General features: G+C 70.0%; 20 protein-coding genes and 1 pseudogene. 7 read left to right on the top strand and 14 right to left on the bottom strand.

Annotated features, from left to right (window positions below):
- Nucleotides 1–381: 381 nt before the first annotated feature.
- From ACFPP6_RS14655 to ACFPP6_RS14640, 4 genes are all read left to right on the top strand, one after another.
- Nucleotides 382–1,905, top strand: coding sequence for a cytochrome P450 (locus ACFPP6_RS14655; RefSeq protein ID WP_382041788.1), 1,524 nt, complete (start codon nt 382–384; stop codon nt 1,903–1,905).
- Nucleotides 1,902–3,005, top strand: coding sequence for a cytochrome P450 family protein (locus ACFPP6_RS14650; protein WP_382041433.1), 1,104 nt, complete (start codon nt 1,902–1,904; stop codon nt 3,003–3,005). The genes ACFPP6_RS14655 and ACFPP6_RS14650 overlap by 4 nt, the downstream gene beginning before the upstream one ends.
- A gap of 194 nt (nt 3,006–3,199) precedes the next feature.
- The gene (locus ACFPP6_RS14645) at nt 3,200–5,251 is read left to right on the top strand and encodes an APC family permease (protein WP_382041430.1); all 2,052 of its coding nucleotides are present in this window, start codon (nt 3,200–3,202) and stop codon (nt 5,249–5,251) included.
- Nucleotides 5,252–5,361: 110 nt separating this feature from the next.
- Nucleotides 5,362–6,699, top strand: coding sequence for a class I SAM-dependent RNA methyltransferase (locus ACFPP6_RS14640; protein ID WP_382041427.1), 1,338 nt, complete (start codon nt 5,362–5,364; stop codon nt 6,697–6,699).
- A gap of 478 nt (nt 6,700–7,177) precedes the next feature.
- On the opposite strand, the gene ACFPP6_RS14635 is transcribed toward ACFPP6_RS14640, so the two are convergent.
- From ACFPP6_RS14635 to ACFPP6_RS14615, 5 genes are all read right to left on the bottom strand, one after another.
- A complete protein-coding gene (locus ACFPP6_RS14635) occupies nt 7,178–7,519 on the bottom strand; it encodes a MerR family transcriptional regulator (RefSeq protein WP_382041424.1) in 342 nt (113 codons plus the stop codon).
- Between the two features lie 968 nt (nt 7,520–8,487).
- Complete coding sequence (locus ACFPP6_RS14630) at nt 8,488–8,826, bottom strand: RipA family octameric membrane protein (RefSeq protein WP_465269375.1); 339 nt, start codon at nt 8,824–8,826, stop codon at nt 8,488–8,490.
- 60 nt (nt 8,827–8,886) lie between these two features.
- Complete coding sequence (locus tag ACFPP6_RS14625) at nt 8,887–9,405, bottom strand: hypothetical protein (protein WP_382041420.1); 519 nt, start codon at nt 9,403–9,405, stop codon at nt 8,887–8,889.
- Nucleotides 9,406–9,532: 127 nt separating this feature from the next.
- Nucleotides 9,533–9,703 carry a hypothetical protein gene (locus ACFPP6_RS14620; protein WP_382041417.1) on the bottom strand — a complete coding sequence of 57 codons (171 nt, stop codon included), beginning with the start codon at nt 9,701–9,703 and terminating at the stop codon, nt 9,533–9,535.
- A 35-nt stretch (nt 9,704–9,738) separates the two neighbouring features.
- Nucleotides 9,739–10,095, bottom strand: coding sequence for a PRC-barrel domain-containing protein (locus tag ACFPP6_RS14615; protein WP_382041414.1), 357 nt, complete (start codon nt 10,093–10,095; stop codon nt 9,739–9,741).
- Between the two features lie 161 nt (nt 10,096–10,256).
- On the opposite strand from ACFPP6_RS14615, the pseudogene ACFPP6_RS14610 reads away from it, so the two are divergent.
- Nucleotides 10,257–10,849, top strand: a pseudogene (locus ACFPP6_RS14610) (hypothetical protein).
- 52 nt (nt 10,850–10,901) lie between these two features.
- Here the strand turns inward: ACFPP6_RS14610 and ACFPP6_RS14605 are convergent.
- Nucleotides 10,902–11,864 carry a YihY/virulence factor BrkB family protein gene (locus ACFPP6_RS14605; RefSeq protein ID WP_382041785.1) on the bottom strand — a complete coding sequence of 321 codons (963 nt, stop codon included), beginning with the start codon at nt 11,862–11,864 and terminating at the stop codon, nt 10,902–10,904.
- Nucleotides 11,865–12,428: 564 nt separating this feature from the next.
- Here ACFPP6_RS14605 and ACFPP6_RS14600 point away from each other — a divergent pair.
- Together ACFPP6_RS14600 and ACFPP6_RS14595 are read left to right on the top strand one after the other, a co-directional pair.
- Nucleotides 12,429–13,343, top strand: coding sequence for a hypothetical protein (locus ACFPP6_RS14600; RefSeq protein ID WP_382041411.1), 915 nt, complete (start codon nt 12,429–12,431; stop codon nt 13,341–13,343).
- A gap of 160 nt (nt 13,344–13,503) precedes the next feature.
- Nucleotides 13,504–14,559 (top strand): hypothetical protein, encoded by a 1,056-nt coding sequence (locus ACFPP6_RS14595; protein WP_382041409.1) that lies wholly within the window; start codon nt 13,504–13,506, stop codon nt 14,557–14,559.
- Nucleotides 14,560–14,793: 234 nt separating this feature from the next.
- Here ACFPP6_RS14595 and ACFPP6_RS14590 read toward each other — a convergent pair whose 3' ends face one another.
- From ACFPP6_RS14590 to ACFPP6_RS14555, 8 genes are all read right to left on the bottom strand, one after another.
- Nucleotides 14,794–15,834, bottom strand: coding sequence for a ParA family protein (locus tag ACFPP6_RS14590; RefSeq protein WP_382041407.1), 1,041 nt, complete (start codon nt 15,832–15,834; stop codon nt 14,794–14,796).
- A complete protein-coding gene (locus ACFPP6_RS14585) occupies nt 15,831–16,835 on the bottom strand; it encodes an ATP-binding protein (protein ID WP_382041405.1) in 1,005 nt (334 codons plus the stop codon). Before ACFPP6_RS14585 ends, ACFPP6_RS14590 begins: the two co-directional genes overlap by 4 nt.
- A gap of 816 nt (nt 16,836–17,651) precedes the next feature.
- On the bottom strand, nt 17,652–18,173 hold the full coding sequence (locus ACFPP6_RS14580) for a flavin reductase family protein (protein ID WP_382041402.1): 522 nt from the start codon (nt 18,171–18,173) through the stop codon (nt 17,652–17,654).
- Between the two features lie 34 nt (nt 18,174–18,207).
- Entirely contained in the window at nt 18,208–19,482 is a 1,275-nt protein-coding gene (locus ACFPP6_RS14575; protein ID WP_382041399.1) for an ATP-grasp domain-containing protein, read from the bottom strand.
- A complete protein-coding gene (locus ACFPP6_RS14570; RefSeq protein ID WP_382041396.1) occupies nt 19,479–20,447 on the bottom strand; it encodes a 3-oxoacyl-ACP synthase III family protein in 969 nt (322 codons plus the stop codon). The genes ACFPP6_RS14575 and ACFPP6_RS14570 overlap by 4 nt, the downstream gene beginning before the upstream one ends.
- The gene (locus ACFPP6_RS14565; protein WP_382041393.1) at nt 20,444–21,238 is read right to left on the bottom strand and encodes a thioesterase II family protein; all 795 of its coding nucleotides are present in this window, start codon (nt 21,236–21,238) and stop codon (nt 20,444–20,446) included. Before ACFPP6_RS14565 ends, ACFPP6_RS14570 begins: the two co-directional genes overlap by 4 nt.
- Entirely contained in the window at nt 21,235–24,483 is a 3,249-nt protein-coding gene (locus tag ACFPP6_RS14560; protein WP_382041390.1) for an amino acid adenylation domain-containing protein, read from the bottom strand. The genes ACFPP6_RS14565 and ACFPP6_RS14560 overlap by 4 nt, the downstream gene beginning before the upstream one ends.
- On the bottom strand, nt 24,480–25,553 hold the full coding sequence (locus tag ACFPP6_RS14555; RefSeq protein ID WP_382041387.1) for a MupA/Atu3671 family FMN-dependent luciferase-like monooxygenase: 1,074 nt from the start codon (nt 25,551–25,553) through the stop codon (nt 24,480–24,482). Before ACFPP6_RS14555 ends, ACFPP6_RS14560 begins: the two co-directional genes overlap by 4 nt.
- Nucleotides 25,554–25,561: the final 8 nt, after the last annotated feature.

The raw sequence follows: 25,561 nt of genomic DNA, 5'->3' as shown, positions 1-25,561 counted from the left end.
CACCTGCAGCAGGACCCTGCCCACCAAAACCCCGTGCATCAAGGCCACCTGCAGCAGGACCCTACGCACCAGGCCTCCATGCAGCAGCCGCCCGCGCACCGCGGCTCCATGCGGCAGGACTCCGCTCATCCGGGCGCCGCCCACCAGAGCCACACCCAGCGGAACCCTGCCCACCAGGGCCCCATGCCGCAGCAGCCCCTGGCCGACCCGGGTGCCGCCCACCAGGCCCCGCCCGCTGCCTGGCCCCCCGCGGGGCCGACGGGCCAGGCAGGCCCCGGCGGCCCCGCAGGCTTCGGCGGCCCTGGAGGCCCCGCCGGTCCCGCAAGCCCCGCCGGCCCGACGCCCTCCACATGCCCCGTAGGCGCCCCCGCGCCCACCCCCATGTACGGCCCCGACTTCGCCGCCGACCCGCACGCCGTCTACGCGCGCCTGCGTGCCCAGGGCCCGGCCGCCCCCGTGGAGCTGGCGCCCGGCGCGCACGCGACCCTCGTCACCGACTACCGGGCCGCCCTCGAAGTGCTCCGGACACCCGAGATCTTCGGCAAGGACGCCCGCCGCTGGCGCGCCCTCGCCGACGGCCGGGTCGCCCCGGACAACCCCGTCGTGCCGATGATGGCCTACCGGCCGAACTGCCTGTTCTCCGACGGCGAGGCCCACACGCGGCTGCGCCAGGCCGTCACCGACTCCCTGGCGCGCATCGACCCCAACGCCCTGCGCGGCTACGTCGAGCGCAGCGCCGACACGCTCATCGACCGCTTCGCCGGCCTGGGCGAGGCCGACCTCCTCGGCGCGTACGCCAAGGTGCTGCCGCTGCTGGTCTTCCAGCAGCTCTTCGGCTGCCCGCCCGAGCTGGGCGACCGGCTCGTCGAGGGCTTCTCGGGCATCTTCGACGGCGTCGACGCCGAGCGCGCCGACGCCCTCATCACCAGCAGCCTCGTCGAGCTCATCGCCCTCAAGCGCGAGCAGCCCGGCGCGGACATGACGTCCTGGCTGATGGCGCACCACGCCCGCCTGAGCGACGAGGAGCTGATCCACCAGCACGTCGTCCTCATCGGCGCCGGCACCGAGCCCCAGCAGAACCTCATCGCCAACGCCCTGCGGCTGCTGCTCTCCGACGACCGCTTCGCCGGCGACCTCGCCGGCGGCAGCATGCCCGTCGAGGACGCCCTGGACGAGGTGCTGTGGCTCGACCCGCCCATGGCCAACTACGGCGTCCACTACCCCGTCCAGGACGTCGACTTCGGCGGCGTGCCGCTGGCCGCCGGCGAGCCCGTGGTCGTCAGTTTCGCCGCGGCCAACACCGACCCGGCGCTGCTCTCCGGCCGGCGCACCGGCAACCGCGCCCACCTCGCCTGGAGCGCGGGCCCCCACCACTGCCCGGCCAAGGACTCGGCCCGCCTGATCGCCGCCGTCGCCGTCGAGAAGCTCCTCGACCGCCTGCCCGACCTGGAGCTCGCGATCCCGGCCGACCGCCTCGTCTGGCGCCCGGGCCCCTTCCACCGCGCGCTGACGGCCCTGCCGGTGCGCTTCCCCCCGGCGCCGCCGTCCGGCGCGCGTCCGGCGCCCGTCCACGACCTCTCGGCGTCCGCCGTACGCGGCCCAGGGCCTGGGCCCGGGCCCGGTTCCGGGTCTGCACCCGGTCCCGGCCCCAGGCTCGGTCCCGGTCCCGGCCCCGTGCCGCCGTACGAGCAGCCCCGCTCCGATCAGTCCGCTCATTCCCCGCAGCAGGCCGACCTCCCTGGAGACAGCCGATGGAACGCAAGCCCAGTACCGTCCCGGTTCAGCCCGCCCCCTTCCGGATCGACGCCACCGGCAGCGACATCCACGGCGAGGCCGCCCGCATCCGGGCCCGGGGCGCCGCGACGCCCGTGGAGCTTCCTGGGGGAGTGGTGGCGTGGGCAGTGACCACCCAGCCGCTGCTGAAGGAGCTCCTGACGGACCCGCGCGTCTCGAAGGACCCGCACCAGCACTGGCCGGCCTGGATCAACGGTGAGATCTCGCCCGAGTGGCCCCTGTTCACCTGGGTGGCCGTGCGGAACATGTTCACCGCCTACGGCACGGACCACAAGCGCCTGCGCGCCCTCGTGGCCAAGGCCTTCACCGCCCGCCGCACCGCCGCCCTGCGCCCCCGTATCGAGGCGATGACGGCGGAGCTCCTCGACGCTCTGGCCGCCACGGATCCGGGCGAGCCCGTCGACCTGCGCGAGGTGTACGCCTACCCGATCCCCATCCAGGTCATCTGCGAGCTCTTCGGCGTCACCGACCCGGACCTGCGCGAGGGCCTGCGCGACTGCGTCGACAGCATCTTCCACACCTCCGCCGACCCGGCCGAGGTCACGGCCACGTACGCGCGGACCTACGAGCTCCTCGGCGCCCTCGTCGCCGCCAAGCGGGCGGCCCCCGCCGACGACATGACGAGCGTGCTGATCTCCGCCCGCGAGGAGGACGGCTCGCGCCTCAGCGAGCAGGAGCTCCTCGACACCCTGCTGCTGGTGATCAGCGCCGGGCACGAGACCACCGTCAACCTCCTCGACAACGCCATCCACGCCCTGCTCACCCACCCCGACCAGCTGGCCCTCGTCCGCGCGGGCACGGCCGGCTGGGACGACGTGATCGAGGAGACCCTGCGCAACCGGTCCCCCGTGGCGAGCCTCCCGCTGCGCTACGCCACCGAGGACATCGCGCTGCCCGACGGCACCGTGCTGCAGCGGGGCGACGCGATCCTCGCCGCCTACGCCGCGGCCGGCCGCGACCCGGAGCTGCACGGCGCGGAACCGGACCGCTTCGACGTCACCCGCACCGTCAAGGACCACCTCGCCTTCGGCCACGGCGTGCACTTCTGCCTCGGCGCCCCCCTCGCGCGCCTGGAGGCCGCGATCGCCCTGCCCGCGCTCTTCGACCGCTTCCCGCGGATGCGGCTCGCCGTCGAGCCGGGCGACCTGCGGCCCGTGGAGTCCTTCATCTCCAACGGCCACCGCGCGCTGCCGGCCCTGCTGCACGGCTGATCCGCCCGCCGGCACGACCGGCCCCGCCGTGCCGCACGACGCGACCGAACGTGCGGCACGACGACTCTGCGTCAGGCGTGGCGACTGAGCGTTCTCGCCGCACCACGGAACGGGTGGTGCGGCGTGCGCCACATTTCCGTTCCGGCGGGTGGCGGGTGGGCGGCGCTCCGGGCGAGCGCTTACGATCCTCTGTTGTGTCCAAACTGACCGACCTGCCGAAACGGATCCTCATCGGCCGGGCGCTGCACAGCAGCAAGCTGGGAGAAACCCTTCTCCCGAAGCGCATCGCCCTGCCCGTCTTCGCCTCCGACCCGCTCTCCTCCGTGGCGTACGCGCCGGGCGAAGTGCTCCTCGTGCTCTCCGCGGCAGGCGTGTCGGCCTACCACTTCAGCCCATGGATCGCCGTCGCCGTGGTCGTGCTGATGTTCACGGTGGTCGCCTCGTACCGCCAGAACGTCCACGCCTACCCCAGCGGCGGCGGCGACTACGAGGTCGCCAACGTCAACCTCGGCCCCAAGGCCGGCCTGACCGTCGCGAGCGCCCTGCTCGTCGACTACGTCCTGACCGTCGCGGTCTCCATCTCCTCCGGCATCGAGAACCTCGGCTCCGCCGTCCCCTTCGTCATCGAGCACAAGACGGCGTGCGCCGTCGGCGTGATCGTGCTGCTCACCCTGATGAACCTGCGCGGCGTCAAGGAGTCGGGCAAGCTCTTCGCGATCCCCACGTACGTCTTCGTGGGCGGCGTGTTCATCATGATCGTCTGGGGTGCGGCCCGCGGCCTCTTCATGGACGAGACCATGAAGGCCCCCACCGCCGACTTCACCATCCACGCCGAGCACCAGGGCCTCGCGGGTGTCGCCCTCGTCTTCCTGCTGCTGCGCGCCTTCTCCTCCGGCTGTGCGGCCCTCACCGGCGTCGAGGCCATCAGCAACGGCGTCCCCGCCTTCCGCAAGCCGAAGTCGAAGAACGCCGCCACGACGCTCGCCCTGATGGGCGCCCTCGCCGTCACCATGTTCTGCGGCATCATCGGCCTGGCCATGGCGACGAACGTCCGCATGGCCGAGAACCCGGCCACCGACCTGCTCAAGAACGGCACGCCGGTCGGCGAGGACTACACCCAGAACCCGGTGATCTCGCAGGTCGCCGAGGCCGTCTTCGGAAGCGGATCGTTCCTCTTCATCATCCTCGCGGCGTCCACCGCGCTGGTGCTGTTCCTCGCGGCGAACACCGCGTACAACGGCTTCCCGCTGCTCGGCTCGATCCTCGCCCAGGACCGCTACCTGCCGCGCCAGCTGCACACGCGCGGCGACCGCCTGGCCTTCTCGAACGGCATCGTGCTGCTCGCGGGCGCCGCGGCCGTCCTGGTCTACATCTACGGCGCGGACTCGACCAAGCTGATCCAGCTCTACATCGTCGGCGTCTTCGTCTCCTTCACCCTGAGCCAGACCGGCATGGTCCGGCACTGGAACCGCCACCTGCGCACGGAGACCGACCCGGCCAAGCGCCGCCGCATGGTCCGCTCCCGCGCGATCAACATGTTCGGCGCCTTCCTCACCGGCCTGGTCCTCGTCGTCGTCCTGCTGACGAAGTTCACCCACGGCGCGTGGGTCGCCCTGCTCGGCATGGTGATCTTCTACGCGACCATGACGGCGATCCGGAAGCACTACGACCGGGTGTCCGAGGAGATCGCGGCCGACGAGGGCCCGGGCGACGACACCGTCCGCCCCTCGCGCGTCCACTCGATCGTCCTGGTCTCCAAGATCCACAAGCCGACGCTGCGGGCCCTGGCCTACGCCAAGCTCATGCGCTCCGACACCCTCGAAGCGCTCAGCATCAGCGTCGACCCGGCCGAGACCAAGGCGCTGCGCGAGGAGTGGCAGCGCCGCAGCGTCGACGTCCCGCTGAAGATCCTCGACTCGCCCTACCGCGAGATCACGCGCCCCGTCATCGACTACGTCAAGAGCCTCCGCAAGGAGAGCCCGCGCGACGTCGTCAGCGTCTACATCCCGGAGTACGTGGTCGGCCACTGGTACGAGCACCTGCTGCACAACCAGAGCGCCCTGCGCCTGAAGGGCCGCCTGCTCTTCACGCCGGGCGTGATGGTCACCTCGGTGCCCTGGCAGCTCGACTCCTCCGAGGCGGCCAAGCTGCGGGCCCGCAAGCGCGCCGAGTGGAACGCGCCGGGTTCGGTGCGCAGAGGCCCGGTGGGGGAGCAGAAGAAGGAAAAGGCGTCGACGAAGAAGTAGCGCGGAAGCAGCACCGCCGACCCGGTGAATTCGCAGGTGGGGTGGGACGGCCCGTAGACTGGACGGCTGTCCCGCCTCACCTTTCCCTTTACGCTCTGGAGCCGACCACCATGCAGAACGCACCGCAGGAATCGCTGGTCGGCGAGGAGTACGAGGTCGAGGTGGGCCCGGTGGCCCACGGCGGCCACTGCGTCGCCCGTACGGAGTCGGGCCGCGTCCTCTTCGTCCGCCACACGCTCCCCGGCGAGCGCGTGATCGCGAAGATCACCGAGGGCGAGGCGACCTCCCGCTTCCTGCGCGCGGACGCGGTGCGGATCCTCACGCCGTCCAAGGACCGCGTCGAGGCCCCCTGCCCCTTCTCCGGCCCCGGCAAGTGCGGCGGCTGCGACTGGCAGCACGCCAAGCCCGGCGCCCAGCGCCGCTTCAAGGGCGAGGTCATCGCCGAGCAGCTGAAGCGCCTCGCGGGCCTCACCCCCGAGGACGCCGGCTGGGACGGCACCGTGATGCCGGCCGAGGGCGACAAGCTCCCCGCGGGCGAGGTCCCCGCCTGGCGCACCCGCGTCCAGTACGCGATCGACGCCGAGGGCCACGCGGGCCTGCGCAAGCACCGCTCGCACGACGTCCAGGTCATCGACCACTGCATGATCGCCGCGCCGGGCGTGAGCGAGCTGGGCATCGAGAAGCGCGAGTGGCCGCAGATCGCCTCGGTGGAGGCCATCGCGGCGAGCGGCTCGGCGGACCGCCAGGTCATCCTGACCCCGAAGCCGGGCGGCCGCCTCCCGATCGTGGAACTGGACAAGCCGGTCTCGGTGATGCGCGTCGGCGAGAACCGCCGGGGCGACAAGCAGGTCCACCGCGTCCACGGCCGCCCCTTCGTCCGCGAGCGCGCCGACGAGCGCACGTACCGCGTGGGCGAGGGCGGCTTCTGGCAGGTCCACCCGCAGGCGGCCGACATGCTGGTGAAGGCCGTCATGCAGGGCCTCATGCCCCGCAAGGGCGACATGGCCCTCGACCTCTACTGCGGCGTGGGCCTCTTCGCCGGCGCCCTCGGCGAGCGCATCGGCGAGAAGGGCGCCGTCCTCGGCATCGAATCCGGCAAGCGCGCCGTCGAGGACGCCCGCCACAACCTCCAGGACCTCGACCGCGTCCGCATCGAACAGGGCAAGGTCGAGCAGGTCCTCCCGCGCACGGGCATCAAGGAGGCCGACATCATCGTCCTCGACCCGCCCCGCGCCGGCGCCGGCAAGCAGACGGTCCACCACCTCGCCTCCCTCGGCGCCCGCCGCATCGCCTACGTGGCCTGCGACCCGGCCGCCCTGGCCCGCGACCTCAACTACTTCGCCGAGGCCGGCTACAAGCCGGTGAAGCTCCGGGCTTTCGACCTCTTTCCGATGACCCATCACGTGGAGTGCGTGGCGATCCTCAAGCCCACGGGAGACCGCGTCTGACCTGCGGTTTTACCTGGCGTGCGTTATGTGCGCTATGAGCGTTAGGGGAGAAATTCTGACGCTGAAATGACGCTCGTGACGCTCGCAGGAGGGCGGCCAGAGGTCGTGAATCCGCCCGCCAGCGGGGCCGCTAGGGTCCGCCGGCGGGCGGTTGCGTTGGCTGGAGTAGGCGTTTCACATCACTGGAAAAGGCTTCAAGTAGGCAACCCGAGTCAGAGCGGTTGCTGGTGCCAGGAGTCCGGCACCGCTCCTGCCGCTCGGATATGGGGCCGTCGCTTGTGGGCATAAAAGTGGCTCTGGCACGGAATGTGAGACAGGGCCACGATTTTCGCGCGTCGCCGACACGCAGCGTCGGCTCCTGCAGAGATCGACGTCGTGCCGCTGGCGCCGGAGCAGGAGGCGCCCGCTAGGGCGTCCAAGGCAGGCGGGCTCGCGGCTGCCCAGGGCTGTCGCCGGGTTTGCCGACAGACCGTGGATTTCAGGAGTCGGTGGTGTGGTGGGGCTGCTGGGGCGCGGTGTGGCGTAGTTCTTCGTTGATGCGCTGGGCTTCTTCGAGTTGGTCTTCGAGGATGATGATCCGGCAGGCGGCCTCGATGGGGGTGCCCTGGTCGACGAGTTCGCGGGCGCGTGCGGCGATGCGTAGCTGGTAGCGGGAGTAGCGGCGGTGTCCGCCTTCGGAGCGGAGCGGGGTGATCAGGCGGGCTTCGCCGATGGCGCGCAGGAAGGCGGGGGTGGTGCCGAGGAGTTCGGCGGCTCTGCCCATGGTGTAGGCGGGGTAGTCGTCGTCATCGAGCCGGTCGAGGGGGTCTTGTGTGGTCATCTGCGCCTTCGTTTGCGGGAACGCGGTCGAGGGGCCCTGGTTGCCGTGCGGCAACCAGGGCCCCGAGGGATTTCAACACCATCTGCCAGCCTGCTACGGGGCCGGCCTTCTTGTTCCGCGGCCGGGCCTGAAAGGCCGGGCATGCGGGGATCGCAGTTGCGTGACCGGGGACCACCTTCCAATCCGGGGTCTTGCGGTACCCGGGCCGTGCAGCTTCCTCGCCCGGGCGATCCTGATGGCGTCTGCCTCCTTCTTCTTCGTGCTGCTTGGAGCTTCGGTACTGCTCGCGGCCCCGTGAGCCGCCCGGGCCGGGGGCCAGTGACGGGACCTTGTCTACCTTCCGGCCCCACCGCTCCGCCGCCGTGCCGCTCCTGCTGAGACTTGCATGCGCGGTAGTTCGTCCTCTGCCGCGCCTTACTCGATCTCGTGGCTTCGGACAAAACCGTAACCCCCTCACACGGCCCATGTCTACTCTCGCCACGACAGATTTTCTACACGGCTGAGATGCCTTCTCTGTCAGTCTCCAGCACTGGAAATCTGTACTAGGGACTGCCCCAAGCTCGATGGCCGCCCGCCTGCGTTGCTGCCTGTCAGCTGCCCGAGTCGGCCGGTCAGCGGCTGGCACTGGAGATGGCTGGGGCGGACTTCCTCGACTCTGCCGGGCTGCACGAGCTGCTGTGGTGGCACAGGCATGCGGCTGCAAAGGCGTCTGGTCCTGACCGGGTGTCGGCTGCAGTGCAGCGGGTCCTAGCGCTCACTGGCGCCGACCAGGTGCTGACGGTGGACGCGAAGGTCCCCGATGGCCGTAGCGGGCCATGTTGGCCTCGCGCCGTTGCCGTGGGCGGGCGCCAGTCACCGGAGGCCGGGATGCTGGTGGTCGCTCGCCTGCCCTCGTGGTGGTGCTCTGGCGAAGGCGACAGTAGTGGGGCGATGACAGCCCGGCGAGAAGGGCCCGGCGTGCTGGGCAGCTAGCTCCCATGGGACCGCGGAGCAAAAGGGTGCCACCAGCCCCGACAGGTGAAGACCAGCAGCAGAACGGGCCTGCGCACGCCGATGCCCCACCTGTACCTGCTCCCCCTTGGCCTGCAGCAGCGCACGATGCGTTCGGACGTCCCCAGCTCGGCGTAGCGCTTGCGCCAGCCTGGAATCGGATCGCTCTTCAGTGCCTCCCATTCGTCAGCGCAGATGTGGACAGGGAGGCATTCCTCCAGCTTGTTGATGACCTTGAACTTCGCGGTGTTGAGGTCCCGGTAGCTGCGCAGTTGCATCCACCAGGCAGCCGACAGAGTGATGCCGGCGTCGGCCATTTCCACGGCGAGCTTGTAGAGCTCGAAGGCCCTCCGGCCGCTGGCCCTCAGGGGGCGTCGTCACCGGGCCCCTCCGACGAGGAGCTTGAGGTTCTCCCACGTCCACTTGTAGATCTTGTCGGCGGGCTTGGCCGTGGTCGGTTTCCTGCCGTTCTTGCCGCTGTATCCGTTCAGGAGAAAGTGGTCGACTCCTTCCTCCTGGATGATCTTGAGCTCGATGCCCACACCGATAGCTGTGTCCGTGTGCTCGCCACAGATGACGATGACGACGTGCGGCGTCCGGATTCCGGCGCGGGCCTTGTCTTTCCAGTCAGGGGATGCCTCCTTGATCGACCAGTCATGGATCTCGAAGGGCGAGTCCGGATTCTTGGCCTGGCCGATCAGGAAGTCCTTCAGGGTCTTGTCGTAGTCATAGTCGAAACTGAGAGGCAGAGGCCAGGGCGCGAGCCCGCTGCCGTCGGCGCGGTTGCGCCCATTCGCAACGACCTGACGTAGCCACCGGCCCAGCGGTCGAGCGATCGCTTTGTGCAGCGGGATGACCCATTCGCGCATCAGCTCCCGGCGCTCGCGGATCAGCACCCTGTACGCGACACCGCCGATGGTCAGGACGGAGGCCGCGCCGATCCCGCCCGTCTCCAGGATGGCGACGGCCTGGTCCCGGTTCTCCCAGAGGTCCTGGATGGTCTGCGCAGGCCACAGTCCTCCGTCAGCGTAGGGGGCGCCGGGCCGAGCGCCGGGACCAGTGGGCGCCGTAGAAGGCCACTGTGACCACAAAAAGCACGATGCCGATGATCAGCAGGTAGAACAGCCCCTCCGCTACCACGCCGATGATTCCCAGCAAGACGGCCACAAGGGCGAGGAAGAGGAAGAAGGCCATGGCGCGAACACCTCTTTTGGGCTGAGCGTGGTCGGTTAGCGGCGGGCGAGTTGGCGTTCGCCGCCTGTGCCCGGCTGGTAGGTCATGTCGTAGTGCTGGAAGATCGCTTCCTCTGCCTCAGCGGGCAGGATGTCGTCCATGCCGATTGAGGGTGCCTTCTTCACCAGTGCCTTGGCGTAGGAGACCTTGACGTAGTCCGGGCCGAGGATCACGTTGTCGAGGGGGACGAAGGCCAGCTGGTGACGAGTGGGGAGTCCGATCCGGACCGTGGCCATGGCCGGCTCATCGGTGGTGGTGTCCACGTAGATCGCTTCGAGTACGCCGATCTTGTGGTCCTTCGGGTCGACGACGCTACGGTTGCGCCACTCGCGGATATCGGCTGCACGGATCATGGGTTTGCCCTCCTGAGCCGTTCACCCGGGCCGGTGCGAGGCCGTCCCACGAGCAGTCGCTGCCCGCTGGGGCCGGTGGCCTCTTGCCCTTCCAGGCTATCGGGGAACCTCTGCGTCGCGCCCTCGCGCGGTGACGGTATCGACCGTGGTAGTCGACGGGCATGCCGATGAAGCCTTCCAGCGCTGCCGGCCGTCCAACTCTGTCCGGACGGCTGCGCTCCGTGATCAGCTGTTCACCTGTCGGACGAGGCTGGAGGCGGAGCAGCGATCTCCAGTTGGGCCGGCGTTCTCTGGGCTTCGCCGCGCTGGGATTCCTCACGCTGGTGCCGCTGCTGATCGTTGTCTCCGCGGCCCGCTGGTGGGCCAGATGGCGGCACGTGGTGTGGCTCGTCGTCCTCGTCGCATACCTCTTCGCCTCCGCGACCACCACGCTGCGGCAGGAGTCCCCGAGCGCCGTCCTGTTCGTCTGGTGGTCGCAGCGCACGCTGCTCGGCGTGCGGGTTCGGTGGCGTGCCCTGTTGCCCGGCGCGGAGGTCACCGTGGCCGGCAGCTCGGTCTCAGGGCCTTCTCCCGGATGGTCTTCTCGCCGTTGATCGCATCCAATGCGGTTCCCTACGGCGCGTTCGGAATTGTCCTGGCCCTCCAGTTCTGGCTGGTCGGCGTAGGCATTGTCGCCTTCGGCGGTGCGATGGCCGGCCGCGTTCTGCACGAGGAGCTGCCGCGCCTGTCACATGCGCTGAAGGGGCGCAGGTGAGGTCAAGTCGAACACATCAGCCAGCTGCGCTGGCCCGCTACCGCGCTCGGCATCACGGGCCGTGCGCTGGAGGCGGCGCGTGGCGCGGGGCTGGTGCGCGGTCGTTGGACTCCGTCCGCTGTGCGCCGCCGACCGCGGGGCTGCCTCCGAGCCCGGGGCTCTCATCATCCGCGGGCTCGCTGGATGGCACCGCTGTCGCCGTCCAAGCGGCGCAGTACAGCAGCAGCCTGGCCATGAGGTTGATCCACAAGACCACGGCGACTGGTACAGCGAAAGCGCCGTACATGCTCTTCGCCGCGACACCCTGCAAGTAGCCGGTCAGCAACCACTTGAACAGTTCGAAGCCGACCGCACCGATCAGCCCGGCGAACACGACCTCGCGTCGGCCTGGATGGACCCGCGGCATCCGGGTGAGCAGGTAGACGAGCAGCAGGAAGTCGACGAGCAGGGCGATGGCCAGGCCGGCCAGGAACAGCAGCGCCCGTCCTGCCCCGCCCTCGATCCCGACCTTGCCGGCGGCCCAGCCGACCGCGGCGTTCGCGAACACCGAACTGCCGATCGCGACCAGCCCGACCACGCCGAGACCCACCAGCACACAGGCGTCTTTGAGCTTGAGCAGGAACGGATTCCCCGGGTCCTGCTCCCTCTCCCACACCGCGCGCAGGCACCCGCGCAGGGCGCCGACCCAGTTGATGCCGACCACGAGCAACAGCACGCCCGCGATCAGCCCGACGGCTCCGGCGTGAGCGACGAGACTGTCCAGGTCCAGCAGGCCGGACAGCCCCGGCGCCTGCTCGGCGATCTTGTCCTGGAGTTTCCCGAGCTGGTCCTCGCTCAGCAGCTTCGCGCCCACAGCCGCCCCGACGGTTATCAGAGGGAAAAGCGCGACGAAACTGGTGAACGTGATGGCGGCGGCGAGCCGGGCCCAGTGGACCGTGGCCAGCCGCTCGTACGATCGCCACACGTGCGTACGCATCAGCCGTGCGATCACAGGCAGCCGTGTCAGCCATTCCATGAAGAACACCCACTCTCAGCGTACCCACGGCGGGAGAAGAAGCACTCAGCGGCGAAACCCCACCGACTTCCGTTGTGGGGTCGATGCCCAGTGAGTGCGGCGCCGGTCACTGTTCGTGGATCGCGGGATCTAGCCCAGAGATCGCCCCCGTCGCGGCTCTTGTCGTACGGGTGGTCCCCTCTGAACCGCAGCGCCTCCAACGAAGCGACCGGGCCGGTACCGTCGGCACTGCCGGACTGAGGACGGAGGGCGTCGTGATTCCCTCCCGCCCAGGAGAGCCAGCAGTGAGCGCTGCTCGAACGCCGCCCCTCTCTTCGCCGAACTCTGTGACCGCGGCTACCAGGGCGACAGCACCATTGTCCGCAAGTACGTCCGACAGCTCCGCAAAGCCTTTCCTCACGACGAGGCACCCCGCAAGCAGCCCTCGGTGCGAGACGTCACCAACTGGATCACCCGCCACCCCGACAGCGTGAGTACCGACCAGGCCCAACAGCTCATCGGCATTCTCGCCCGTTGCCCTCAACTCGACCGGGCCGCTGGAATGCGCGGGCCTTCGCCGAGTTGATGAACAACCGCCAGGGTTGCCAAGTTCATAGCCGGATTGCCCGGGGCCAGGCCGACGACCTGCCTGCCTTTCACACCTCCGCCCGCGAGGCGCACCTCGCGGGACAATTGGCGCGCCCTTTCGACGACCCTGTGTGGCGGGCGGAGGCGAGCTATCCATTTCACGTAGCCGCTCTCGCGCGGCGTTACCGCGTGAGCACCCACTCAGCCGAGCGGAAGGACGGACTGCTCAAGCTCGGCGAAGGAACGGCACGCACCCTGGGTATCCTCGTCCTGCGTGAACTCATTGCGCACCACGGGAGCTTCACCAGATCTCTACGCAAATCGTTCAGTCAAGGGGCGACCTTTGGCACCTGGACCACGCTCATTCAAAGATTCCTGGATGAGGTCCCCGCTCCGCAGCTGCCGGAACTCATCGCACTCCACGAACACAACGTCACGCAATCACTTCTGAAGGAAATCAAGGACCTTCGTAACGGTTTCCACCACGCTCACGGGGTGCGTAGGGACCACGAACTCGACGAGGACGTCGAAAAACTCGAACCGCCTGTGGTCTCAGCTCTCAGCTCGGTTAACTGGCTGTCGAGCACCGACTGGTTTTGGGTCGAGCGCTGCGAATACCTCGACGAGTCGTCCTTCCAGGCTGTGGGCCTGAGGCTACGAGGGAGTCACCCGAGTTGGGAGCCGTTGAGTCGGCCGATCAACCATCCCCTGCGGCCGGAGAGGGTCTATGTCGACGGCACTCCGCCAGGCGAACCGATTGATCTATGGCCATTGGCGATGGTCAGTTTGTGTCCGGACTGCCGGACGCGGGAACTGTTCTTGCTCAACCAGATAGCAAATGGCACAGCGGTTCTGCGCAGCCTGGAGGAGCACGAGTTGACAATCCCATACCCCGCCGATTCACAGAACTGAGCTTGTGAACGCGTCCAGCTCGGACTGCACTGTCTAGTGTCAGTGGTTTGGTAGAGGGCGGGTGTCCATTGACAAGACTGGCGCGGCGCAGGAGTAGCAGGATGAGATGATCACGGACTGATTCCCCGTTTACTCGGCAGACTGACTGGAGGAAGGCGACATGGCCACGCGTGCCACGTTGAGGGGCTATCTATTGGAAGAGTCGTTGGCCTGGTTGCTTCGGCACAGCGGCTACCGGCTGTTGGTCGACGCCAAACAGGATCCGGTAGAGCTCGTTTCAGAAGGGAACACGCTCCGGGTCCGTGGGCGTGGTGCTCTGCATCAGGTGGATGTGCTGGGAGAGTTCGCCTTCACGCCGGCCTTTTCGCTGCCGATCCGACTGTTCCTGGAGGCCAAGTTCTACCGCACGCCATGTCGGCTGGAGGTCGTGCGCAATGCCCACGGAGTGCTTCACGACGTCAACGAGAACTTCATGACCCTGCCGAGTACCCGTCCTCGCCAGCGCTACCAATATTCGTACGCCCTGTTCTCAGCCAACGGCTTCACCACCGACGCCCAGAAGTATGCCCTGGCTCACCAGATATCACTCGTAGACCTGTCGGGTGAGTCCTTCGACTGGCTCCGCAACGCGCTCTACGCAACGGCGCGTGCGCTGTTCGACGCCCAGAATACGTACCACCTGAGGTCCTTCCCCGTGTCCTGGATGCGGAACGAGCTGAGAAAAGCTCTGGGTATGGGCCCCGCCGACCTCTTGCCTGAAGTGGGTACCAGCGCGACGCAGTTCGAGGGCGTGGCCAGCCAGCTCCTCGCGGACTTCGTTGCTGTGCTCGAGGAGCACAGTGAGGCCGAGCTGCTGTTGGGATTCCCCGCTGCTCCGTTCATCCTGCCACTGGCCGCCGATGACAAACAGCAGTTCTTGAAGTACGCCGATGCCAGTCCGGACCACTCGGTTCGGCTCCGGCGGACTGGGCATGGTGAGGCTGCTGAGTGGACTCTGTCTCCATGGGGCGCTGATGAGGGTGCCTACCGGCTTACCTTTAAGTTGCCGGAGCACATCGAGCAGTGGATCAGCGGAGTCGAGGAAAAAGAGCGGCAGCGCACCTCGGAGATCAAGTCACAATTCCTGAGCGCGATCACCATCTACCGCATGAACGGAGCTGGGGTTCGTTCCTACCAGTTGCGATATGAGCCGAGCGCGCTGTGGAATCCGTGTTAGCCAAGGGTGGCACGACGGGCCATGGGCAAAGCCAGCCACGGATCCATCCGCAGGAGAGCCTGAAATTCGACTCGCCGGACGGGCTAAGCCGCTGGCGCGCGGGAGTGTGCCGTGCCCGCCGTTCGTCGCTTCCTTGGGGTGGATGGGGAGGTTGACGCGGGTTGCCGTGGTGACGGGGCGGATCACGGCACGGGAGTCTGGCTTCTACAGGTTGGTGACCTGGGACGAGCGAGGCTACGCGCGCGGCAGGGACTCAACTCGCAAGAGGACCTGCTCGGCGAGTGACTTGAACTCCTGGTAGCAGGTTTGCACGTATTTCTGCGTACTCCCCAGGGCGCCGTCGGCGGCTCGCAGGTCGAACATGGGCTTGCGGGCGTCGTGTGCGAGTGGCATCAGGCTACGGTAGTTGCGCAGGGTCGCGATCTCGTACGACCGGTCCTCGTCAGGCCAGGATGCATGGCCGAGCACGGCCGTGCCGTACACCCACGGAATCCGCGCCAGCCAGCGCTGGAAGGCCCGGACCGGACGGTCGAGGCGCATCTCAGGCTGCCTGATCACGTAGCCGAGCGGAGCCATGGTCGCCCGAGGGGCCGAGATGGTTGCGGGGATCTTCGGACTGACCAACCCCTGCCAGTTCGCACGCCACTCGCGGAGGGTGGGCCCCAGGTTGAGAAGACCCTTCAACGAGAACAGGTCGGCGGCCATGGGCGTGAGTACGGCGTCGGCAGCGAGCAGGGCAGCCCGATTGATGGCGCCGAGGTTCGGGCCGACGTCGATGAGCACGATGTCTGCTTCAACGGCGGCCGCGGCGTGCTCGATGATGCGGTGGAAGGCTGTTGTGGTGCGGATCGCTGCGACGTCGCCCGCGTATCCACTGAGCCAGGCGGCGGAGAGCTTGTCCTCGAACGAGCTCAGCTCGAGATTTCCAGGCAGGAGCCACAACCCCTCGTTCACCAGAGCTGGGGCGACCGGTGAGATGTCGCCCGTGCCTTCGAGGATGGGACGAACGGCGTCCGCGATGGTGCGCTGGTTCTCCGTGCGGGTGAACAGCTTGCGCTGCTCCGGATAGCCGTTCTGCGCGAACAGCTCTGAGTCATTGCCCCACAGCTGCTCCAGCTCCTCCTCGTCCAGGATGGCCGCAGTGAGATTCGACTGCGGGTCCAGGTCCACGGAGAGCACCCGCGCTCCCTGCCGCTGGAGCATGTGAGCCAGGTGGTAGGCCAGGGTGGTCTTGCCGACGCCCCCCTTGTTGTTGAACAGGGCGATCGAGATCACTGCGCGCTCCTCAGGGTGACGGACCAGGACGAGTCGTCGATCAGGTACCCCGCCGGCGGATTCCCGTTGCGGGCGAGTGCGGCGCGCACGCGCCCGATACCGCGGCCGAAGCGGTTCACGTAGCCGAGGGACTTCATCGCCGCGGCCAGGGAGGGGTTTCGGTAGTCGTTGACACGTTCGAAATTGTCGCTGCGGACCTGCCCATACGGACCTCCGGGGTTGGTCACCTCGATCCGGTCATCGAACCAGGCCACCCGCACCGGGGCGTAGGACGTCTCGTAGTTGCGGTGCATGATGGCGTTCATGCACAGCTCCCGAAGAGCTTCCAAGGGGTAGTCGGGTCGCTGCTCCTCTCGGAAGCCTCCTGCCTCGACGATCCTCGTATGGAGGTGACCGCGGAGCACCGTTTCCAGACGGTCTGCGACCGCCATCACGTTGTGCCGGAGCTCCTGCTCGTCCGCGATCGGTGCGTCCAGGTCGCTCCCCTGGTAGCGCACGAACTGCACATATGCGCCAGGCAGAAAGGCGGTCGGATCGTACCCGGCGACGATCAGTCCCATCGCGGTCGCCGTGCCGTCGGGCGTGGCGAGCCGTAGAGAGGCGAGCTGCTGTTCCACCGGTCGCCCGTTCTCCTCCAATACCTCGGGCCCGACGGCTGCCGGCAGATAGGCCGACCGGAACAGCTCCAGGTCCAGATCCCGCAGTCCGGAACCGGCTGCTGGGCGGCTGTCATAGGGGCCGTCGGCTGCGCGGCGTCGCTCGGTGAGCACTCGCTCGTCGTCCCGGTTCGCCTTGCGCGTGGTGGGCCCAGGACGTACCCAGACGATCCCGTCGAAGCGGACGGGTGCGGTCGACGACGCCTCAACCCGGATTCGGACGACAGGCTTGCTTCGGTAGACCGCCACGGAGACGGTCATGGAAGGTCGATCCAGGATCAGGCCGTCGTCCCTCATGTCCGTGAGAGCCAGCAGCGTCCGGTCGCGTGTATCGACCTCGTCCACCGGGTCCCCGCTGTCGGATACCCCCACCAGGATGTCGCCGCCCCCGACCCCGGCCAGGTCGTTTCGCCATCGCGCAGACGGCGCGCCGAATCACCTCGGGCTTCTTTGCGCTGCGCTTGAACTCCAGGCCGGAGGTCTCCTGAGTGCCGAGCAGGTCGGCGAGGTCGGTCGTCATGGGGCTTTCTTCCCGATCCTTCCTGATCTCTTTGTCTCGGTGGACTCGGTGAATGGGTCTTCTCGTAGGTCATTCTCCGGGACGCAGACCCGGGCATGCACCGCGCCGGGACGTGCCGCCGTGCTGTGTCAGTCTCGCAGCCGCCACTGACAGGGCATCCCGGCCTTCGGTAGGGTTGTACGGCTCCTCGTAGCTGCTGAGCACCCATCCACTCATGCTCAGCGTCGCTGACGGCCGCTCCGGGACCGGGCGGCGTGCATCACATACTGTCGCGCATCCCACCTCACGGTGCTGATGGCGCTATCGAAATGTTGTTGCGGGCCGCGGCTGGACGGAAGTCTGTCGCTCACAGCAGGGGGGGCCGAGCGGGGGGGAAAAAACGGCCGTGCAGTACTGCTCGCCCAGCCAGCTTGAGCGTGGGGTATCTGGCCGTCGCATGACGGGGAGGCTGACGCACGTCTGACGCACGTACGTCTGGCCGGTGCTGCCAGTGTGCTTTTGACCTGCGAATTCTTTGATCGTTTCCGTCTTCATGTCGTCCGATGACCCACCACGCGGAGCGCGTAGCCATCCTGAAACCCGCCGCGAAGGACGCCTGACCGGGCCCAGGGCTCCCGGCCCCGGTCAGGCGGTCCTGCGGGCTACTGAGCCGGCCGCCCCGCAGGTGTGCGGAATTCTCGTTGGTACCACAGCAGCGGCTCGCCGCCACCCCCCGAGCGGGTTTCCAGGAGTTCGCCGATGAGCAGGTCGTGGTCGCCGGCGGGGAGGACGTCCGCTCGGCGGCACAGGAAGGCCGCGTGGGCGTTCGTGAGGAGTGGGAGGTCCGAGCCCGGCCACGGTTCGAAGCCGCCGGCCGCGAAGCGGTCGACGCCGCTGCGGGCGAACGTCCTCGCCGTGGCGGCGTGTTCGGCGCCCAGGAGGTTCACCACGAACTCGGGGGCCGAGGTCAGGGCCGGGTGGCAGCTGGACGTGCGGGCGATCCCGACGAGCAGCAGCGGCGGTTCCATGGACACTGAGGTGACCGCGCTGGCGGTGAACCCCCAGCGGCGCCCCGCCGCGTCCGCGGTCGTGATGATGGTCAGCGGCGCCGCCAGGTGCGCCATGGCGTCGCGGAACTCGGCCGCACCGATCGGTGCCCGGGCCGTCTGCGTCGGCGTGGTCACGGGGTCTCCTCCCAGCGGAACGTCTTGTGAGAACTCACCGCAGCAGCTCGGCCGGGGTGACCCTGCGCGTCGTCCCGTCGGCGAACGCGAAGTCGTAGGCGAGTGCGGACAGCGTCTTGTCGTACAGCGCGGCCATCTCCGCGTGGTCGGCGCCGCTGCCCCACACCAGGTACAGGATCTGGGTGTTGACGCCCCCGGGCAGTTCCTCGCCGATGCGCGTGAAGCCGCGGTAGCCCGCGATGCCGTCCAGGGCGCGCACGTCGTCCTCGCCGTGGACGGCGACGAGCCGGGCGGGCTCCACCGGCGCGAGGCCGATGAACACGAAGTGCACCCGGTCCGGGCGGAGCGGGGGGAGCCGCACCTGCTCGCCGAGGGCGAGGAGCGCGGCCACCCGGGCCAGGTCGACGCCGGACGATTCCTGGCCGAGCTGGTGGATGTGGCCGCCGATACGGCCGTTGACCTCGATGATCCGCGGCCCGTCGGGGGTCAGCTTGACCTCGGTGTGGGTGAGGCCGTTGGTGACCCCGAGGGCGCGCAGCGCGTCCCCCGTCAGGGTCCGGATATCGTCCTCCAGCCCGTCCGGCAGGGCCGGCGGCCAGAAGTAGCCGGTCTCGCGGAACGGCGGCGCGAGCGGGAGCTTGCCCGTGACCGCCAGGTGCGTGATGCCCTGCGGCCCGCACAGGCTCTCCACCGAGACGTAGTCGCCGAAGTCCAGGCCGGTCCGGCCCTGGAGCAGTTCCTCGGCGACCACGGTGGTGCCGGTCGCGTCCGCGGTCACGAACACCTCGGCGACCAGGCGCTCCACCTCCTCCGGGTCCGCGACGACGAAGACGCCCCGGCTGCCCTCGCCCCGCAGCGGCTTGACGATGGCGGGCAGGCCCACCTCGGCGGCCACCCGCGGCCACTCGTCGGCCGAGGTCAGCGCGATGCTGCGGACCCGGTCCACCCCGGTCTCCGCGAGGCGGGCCCGCTGGCGGGCCTTGTCGATGAGCATCAGCGTCGTCTCGGGGGAGTGGCCGGGCAGGCCGAGCGCCGAGGTCAGGGCCGAGGTGGTGGTCAGCTGCGACTCGGCGAAGGTGAGCACCGCGGCCGGGTTCTCGGCCCGGACGGCGGCGATGTCCGTCTCCGGGTCGCCGGTCAGCCGGAGGGTGCGCCCGACCTGTTCGAGCAGGGGCCGCATCTCCTCGTTGTGCGCCGAGCCGGGCAGCAGGAACAGCAGCTCGCCGAGGCCGGACAGGCCCGCCGCGAACTGGGCGGGCGCGACCGCGCCCTTGTCGTAGACGACCGCTATGGTCCGGGCCGTGCTCATCGGGCACCCTCCGCACAGTATTCGAGCGCGGTGACGCCGAAGCTGAAGCCCATGCCGCTGGACGCCACCAGAATCAGATCGCCGTGCTGCAGTTCCTCACGTGCAGCCAGCTCCTTCAGACAGATCACGGTGTCACTGCTCGCCATGTGGCCGAGCCGGCCGTACGTGAAGACGCTCTGCTCCTCGGTCAGGCCGAGCGCGGTGAGCAGGCGCGACTGGATGTTGCGGTCGCCCTGGTTGATGAGCAGGTAGGCGATGTCGCCGCGCTTGCGGTCGATCGCGTCGAGGGTCTGCTGCGCGAGGGCCTCGAAGTTCTCCATGTAGGCCGTCGACAGGCCCTGGCGTCCGCCCTGGTACCGGAACGAAGGCCCGTCCGGGCCCTGCTCCCCGCCCCAGAAGTCGGCCCAGCTCGCGTCGGTGCGCATGGCCGCGTGCAAGTGGCGGTACGCGTAGCCGTCGGGCCCGACGAGGACGGCGCCACCGGCGTCGCCCGCGTTGAACAGGGGCAGGGTGGTCGCGTCGCGGTAGTCGACGAGACGGCCCAGCCGGTCGCCGAGCAGGACGAGCACGTACCCGCCGTGCGACCGGGACTTCTCGCAGGCGATCTGCAGCGCCGTCATGCCCGCGTTGCAGAAGTTGCCCACCTCGAAGCAGTGCGCCCGGTCGATGCCCAGCTCGTGTGCGATCTTCGCGGCGGGGGACCAGGCGGGCCGGTCCCAGACGCCCGAACCCGCGTACAGGACGTGCCGGATCGCGGCACGGTCCACGCCGGTCCGGTCCAGGACCGCGGCCGCCGCGTCCCGGGTGATCTCCCAGGCGGTCTCGTCCGGACCGAGGACCGGGATCTCCTCGCACAGGGTGATCTTGCGGATCTCCTCGGCGGGCAGCCCGGAAGCGAGCCGCATCTGTTCCACCGTGGCGCGGCCGCGGGGGAAGCGCACATCGAGATCGACGATTCCGCTCATGGCCGCGCCGTCTCGGGCGCGGCCGTGTTCGTGCGGTGGCGCACGGTGTCCTCCAGGATTTCTTCGAGTGCCGCGGCCGGGCCGGTGACCCGGTCGCCGAGGTAGAAGTGGTGGCCCGCGAACACCCGCAGGGTGAACGGGCCTTCGGTGTGGGCGCGCCAGGCCGTCGCGTCCGCCACCGTCGTCGTGGGGTCGAAGGCCCCGGTGAAGGCGGCGAGCGGAGCGGCCACGACGGCCCGGGGGTCCGGGCGGTGGGTCAGCGCGGCCCGGACGTCGGCCCGCAGGGCCGGCAGGACCAGGCGGAGCAGCTCCGCGCTCTCCAGGACGCGTGCGTCGGTGCCGTGCATGGCCCGGATCTCGCCGAGAAGCTCGTCGTCGCCGGGCGGCGTCTCCTCGCGGTGCACGGAGGGGGCGCGCCGCCCCGAGACGACCACGGCCGCGGGGCCCGGCCCGTCCGAGGCCTCCAGGCGCAGTGCCAGCTCGAAGGCGAGTACGGCGCCCATGCTGTGCCCGAAGAGCACCAGCGGCCGGCCGGCGGCGTCGGGCACCTCCCGGGCGAGCGCGGCGTGCAGGGCGTCGGCGCAGTCGTGCAGGGACGTGAACGCGGGCTCCGCGAGCCGGTCCTGACGGCCCGGGTACTGCACGGCCAGCACCTCCGCCGCCCCCCGGGCCGCCAGCTCCCCGGCCAGCGGCCGGAAGAAGCCGGCGGACCCGCCGGCGTGGGGCAGGCACAGCAGCCGCGGCGCGTCCGCGGCCGCCGTGCCCAGGGTGCGGATCCATCGGCCGGTCACGGGGAGACGAGCTCCCACAGCGCGGCCTCCAGGGCCACGGCCAGCTCCTGCGCGGCCCCGGCGGCCACCTTCGCGGGGTCGGTCGTGATGTCGAGCCGCCACTGGTCGCTGCCGGTGTGGCGGCCGATCTCCACGGAGACGGGGAAGCTGTTGCGGTCGCTCAGCCACCAGTCCGCCGTCTTGAGGAGCACGAGGTCGTCCAGGGTGTCCACCACGCCGAAGCTGGTGAAGTTGAACAGGACCTCGAACGGCGTGGCCTTGACGTCCCGGGTGATCCGGGACAGCGGGTAGCGGCGGTGCGGCAGCATCTCCTGCTCCGCGGCGAAGGCCGCCCCGACCAGGCCGGCGGGGTCCTTGCCCGCCAGGTCCACGCGCAGCGGCACGCTGTTGAGGAACAGGCCGAGGGTCTCCTCCGCCGAGGCGGCTTCGGGCCTGCCTCCCGACACCACGCCGGTGACGACGTCCTCGGTTCCGGCGACCCGGCCGAGGGCCAGCAGGTGGGCGGCGAGGAAGACGCTCTTGACCGGGGCGCCGAGCGCGGCGGCCCGCTCGCCGATCCGCGCCACCAGCTCGGGCGGGAGGATCACGGTGACGTCCCGCTCGGGCGCGCGGCCGCCGCCGTCGGCTGCCCCGCCCGCGGCAGGCGCCCCGGACGGGGCGGGCAGCCGGGTGGCGGTGGCCCCGTCGAGCAGCCGTGTCCAGTACTCCCGGGCCGTGCCCGAACCGGCCTCGCGGGCCTCCAGCGCGACGAACTCCCGGTAGGGGAGGGGGCGCGCGTCGTCGGCGTACGCGGTGAGGCCCATCATTTCCCGGTCGTATCCGGTGAGCAGCTCGGTCATCAGGAGCGCGAAGCTCCAGCCGTCCAGGATGCTGTGGTGCGTGGAGACCGCCAGGTGGAAGTCCTCGTCCCCGTGCCGGAGCACGTGGCAGCGCAGGAGCGGCGCCCGGGTGAAGTCGAAGCGTTCCTGCCACTGCTCCTGCCACCAGCTGCGCAGTGCGGCGTCCGGGTCGAGTCCCGCGGCGGGCGTGACCACGGTCAGCGGGATCTCCGCCGCGGCGTGCACGTACTGGACGACCTGCCGGTGGCTGCCGAGGTCGAAGGAAGTACGCAGGATCTCGTGCCGGCCCGCGAGGGCGTCCAGCGCGCGCCGCAGCGCTCCGAGGTCGAGCGGTCCGTGCACGCGCACGCTCTCGAGGTCGTGGTAGAGCGTCGGATCGCCACTCATCTTGGAGTGGAAGATGATGCCCTGCTGGAGAGTGGAGGCCGGGTAGGCGGCCTCGACGTCGTCGGGGGCACCGGCGAGGAAGCGGTCCTCGGCGGTTTCGGGAGCGGTGCCTCCGGCTTCCCCGGCGCTCCCCCTGTCCCCGGTACCTCCGGCCTGCCCGGCGCTCCCGCTCTCCCCGGCGCTTCCGCTCTCCTCGGCCTGCGCGGCGGTCGCCTCCTGGGCACGGCAGTACGCGGCCAGTGCGCTCACGGTCGGGTGCGCGAAGAGCGCCACCACCGTGACCGGCAGGCCCGCCTCCTTGGCCCGCACCACCATCGGGATGGCGCGCATGGAGTCGCCGCCGATGGCGAAGAAGTTGTCGTCGGTGCCCACCGCGGGCACCCCGAGCGCCTCGGCCCAGATCGCCGCGAGCTGTTCCTCGACGCTGTCCGCGGGGGCCCGGAGCGGGCCCGCGGGGGGCATGACCCGTGTCTCGGGACGGGGCAGCGCGTCGCGGTCCAGCTTGCCGTTGGGGGTCATCGGCAGCGCGGTCATCGGTACGAACGCGGACGGCACCATGTGAGCGGGGAGCAGCCCGGCGGTGAACTCCCGCAGAGCGGCGGGCAGTCCGTCGGCGGGCAGTCCGCCGGACGGCCCCGCGCCGCCGCGCCCGACCCAGTAGCACACGAGGCGCTGCTGCCCGGGCTCGTCCTCGCGGACCACGGTGACGGCCTCGCGGACGTCGGGGTGGCCGAGCACGGTCGCCTCGATCTCGCCCAGCTCGATGCGGAAGCCGCGCAGCTGGACCTGGCCGTCGGCCCGCCCGTGGTAGTACACCTCGCCGTCGGCGCCCGGCTCGGCCAGGTCGCCGGTGCGGTAGAGCCGGCCGCCGGGGGTGAACGGGTCGGGCAGGAAGCGCTCCCGGGTCAGCTCGGGACGGTTCAGGTAGCCCCGCGCGACGCCGGCCCCGCCCACGTACAGTTCGCCCTGCACGCCCGGGGCGACGGGCCGCAGCTCCTCGTCGAGCACGTACAGGGTGAGGTCGGCCAGCGGGGTGCCGATGGGGCTGCGCCGGTCGTCGAGGTCGGCGCGGGTGATGCGGCGCAGGGTGACGTGCACGGTCGTCTCGGTGATGCCGTACATGTTGATCAACCGGGGCCGGTCGTCGCCGTACTGCTCCACCCAGCGCCTGAGCGTGGCCGGCTCCAGCTTCTCGCCGCCGAAGACCACCGTGCGCAGCGCCGTCCCGGGGAACCCGAGCGCCTCGGCGGCCGTGGCCAGCTGCCGGAACGCGGAGGGCGTCTGGCTGAGCACGGTGACGCGCTCGGCCACGAGCAACCGCACGAACGCCTCGGGGTCGCGGCTCAGCTCGTAGGGCACCACGACGACCCGGCCGCCGTACAGCAGGGCGCCCCACAGCTCCCACACGGAGAAGTCGAAGGCGATGGAGTGGAACATCGTCCACACGTCGTCCGGTCCGAAGCCGAACTCCGCCTCGGTGGCGGTGAACAGGCGGGCCGCGTTGGCGTGGCTGACGACGACGCCCTTCGGCCTGCCGGTGGAGCCGGAGGTGTAGATGACGTACGCGACGTGCTCGGGCCGCAGGCCGACGGCGGGTGCGGTGTCCGGCTCGTCCGCGAGGTCGTCCCGCGCCGGGGCGACGACGGTCAGGCCCAGCTCGGGCACCTCGTCGCCGACCACGAGGCGGCAGCCCGCGTCGGCCACGGTGGAGCGCAGCCGCTCCAGCGGGTAGCGCGGGTCGAGCGGCAGGTAGCCGGCGCCGGCCTTGAGGATGCCGAGCACCCCGACCACCAGGTCGACGGTGCGCGCGCAGGAGAGGGCGACCAGCTGCTCCGGGCCCGCGCCGAGCGCCACGAGCCGGTGGGCGAGCCGGTTGGCCGCGCGGTCGAGCTCGGCGTAGGTCAGCCGGCGTTCGCCGTCGCTGACGGCGATGCGCCCGGGCCAGGTGGCCGCGGCGGCGGCGAAGGTCTCGTGGAGGGGGCGCACCGCGTGCTCCCCGCCGTCGTGCGCGGTGGTCATCGCGGTCCCTCCGTGTCGTCGGAGCTGAGCCGGCGCAGCCGGTCCAGGTGGTCGAGGCCGCCGAGGACGTCGGCGGTGGGCAGGCCGAAGTCGATGAGGCAGGCGATCTCGTCGACGCCGATGTCGCGCAGCCGCTGCACCACCGCGCGGCACTTGTCGACGCCGCCGAGCAGGCCGCCGTCGTCGTAGTAGCGCTCGAAGGCCCGCTCCACGAGGAAGTCGATGTCCTTCTCGCGCAGTTTGGACGGGTCGATCCTGCGGGCGTTCTCCAGCTTCGAGCCGCCGAGGATGAGCCCGAGCGAGCTGCGCAGGTACGCCGACATGGGGGCGCGCACCAGCTCCCGCGCCGCGTCGTCGTCCTCGGCGAGGAAGGTGTGCACCATGAGGGCCACGTGGCCGGGCCAGCCGTCCGCGCCGGGGCGCTCGGCGACGGCCTTGCGGTACAGGGCGATCTTCTCGGCGAGCTGGTCGAGGTCCTGGCCGAGCAGGTGGGTGAGCAGGCCGTACCCGCCCTTGCCGGCCTCCTGCACGGTGCGGGCGTCGCCGCCGCTGGTGATCCACACCGGCAGCTCGGGCTGCACCGGCGGCGGGAAGATCCGTACGTCGGCCTCGTCGCCGGTGCCGCCCGTGACGGTCATCGGCTCGCCGCGCCACAGCTTCCGGACCTGTGCCGCCCGGTCGAAGAGGCTCTCCCTCCGGTTCTCGTACGCCCCGGGGTTGAGGCAGAAGTCCGTGGCGTGCCAGCCGGACGCGACCGAGATGCCCGCGCGGCCTCCGGAGATGTTGTCGACGACCGACCACTCCTCGGCGATGCGCAGCGGGTGGTGCAGTGGGGCCACCACGCTGCCCGCGCGGATCTTGACGCGCTCGGTGATCGCCGCGAGGGCCGCGCCGGTCACCGAGGGGTTGGGGTAGGTGCCGCCGAAGGCGTGGAAGTGCCGTTCCGGCGTCCACACCGCGGTGAAGCCGTTGCGGTCGGCGAACCTGGCGCCCTCCAGGAGGAGCTCGTAGCGGTTGCCGCCGTCCTCGCCCGCGCTGTCGTTGGCGAAGTAGAAGAGGCTGAAGTCCATCGGTTCCG

The organism is Streptomyces aureoversilis (assembly GCF_042657885.1).
Taxonomy (GTDB): domain Bacteria; phylum Actinomycetota; class Actinomycetes; order Streptomycetales; family Streptomycetaceae; genus Streptomyces; species Streptomyces aureoversilis.
The sequence above is the reverse complement of the archived record's forward strand: the minus strand, read 5'-3'. Positions and strand labels throughout refer to the sequence as shown.

Coding starts and splice junctions, on each gene's coding strand:
- ACFPP6_RS14655 (WP_382041788.1), top strand. CDS start 382: ATGTACGGCCCCGACTTCGCCGCCGACCCGCACGCCGTCTACGCGCGC.
- ACFPP6_RS14640 (WP_382041427.1), top strand. CDS start 5,362: ATGCAGAACGCACCGCAGGAATCGCTGGTCGGCGAGGAGTACGAGGTC.
- ACFPP6_RS14635 (WP_382041424.1), bottom strand. CDS start 7,519: ATGACCACACAAGACCCCCTCGACCGGCTCGATGACGACGACTACCCC.
- ACFPP6_RS14630 (WP_465269375.1), bottom strand. CDS start 8,826: ATGGCCGACGCCGGCATCACTCTGTCGGCTGCCTGGTGGATGCAACTG.
- ACFPP6_RS14620 (WP_382041417.1), bottom strand. CDS start 9,703: ATGGCCTTCTTCCTCTTCCTCGCCCTTGTGGCCGTCTTGCTGGGAATC.
- ACFPP6_RS14615 (WP_382041414.1), bottom strand. CDS start 10,095: ATGATCCGTGCAGCCGATATCCGCGAGTGGCGCAACCGTAGCGTCGTC.
- ACFPP6_RS14605 (WP_382041785.1), bottom strand. CDS start 11,864: ATGGAATGGCTGACACGGCTGCCTGTGATCGCACGGCTGATGCGTACG.
- ACFPP6_RS14600 (WP_382041411.1), top strand. CDS start 12,429: ATGAACAACCGCCAGGGTTGCCAAGTTCATAGCCGGATTGCCCGGGGC.
- ACFPP6_RS14595 (WP_382041409.1), top strand. CDS start 13,504: ATGGCCACGCGTGCCACGTTGAGGGGCTATCTATTGGAAGAGTCGTTG.
- ACFPP6_RS14575 (WP_382041399.1), bottom strand. CDS start 19,482: ATGAGCACGGCCCGGACCATAGCGGTCGTCTACGACAAGGGCGCGGTC.
- ACFPP6_RS14570 (WP_382041396.1), bottom strand. CDS start 20,447: ATGAGCGGAATCGTCGATCTCGATGTGCGCTTCCCCCGCGGCCGCGCC.
- ACFPP6_RS14560 (WP_382041390.1), bottom strand. CDS start 24,483: ATGACCACCGCGCACGACGGCGGGGAGCACGCGGTGCGCCCCCTCCAC.
- ACFPP6_RS14555 (WP_382041387.1), bottom strand. CDS start 25,553: ATGGACTTCAGCCTCTTCTACTTCGCCAACGACAGCGCGGGCGAGGAC.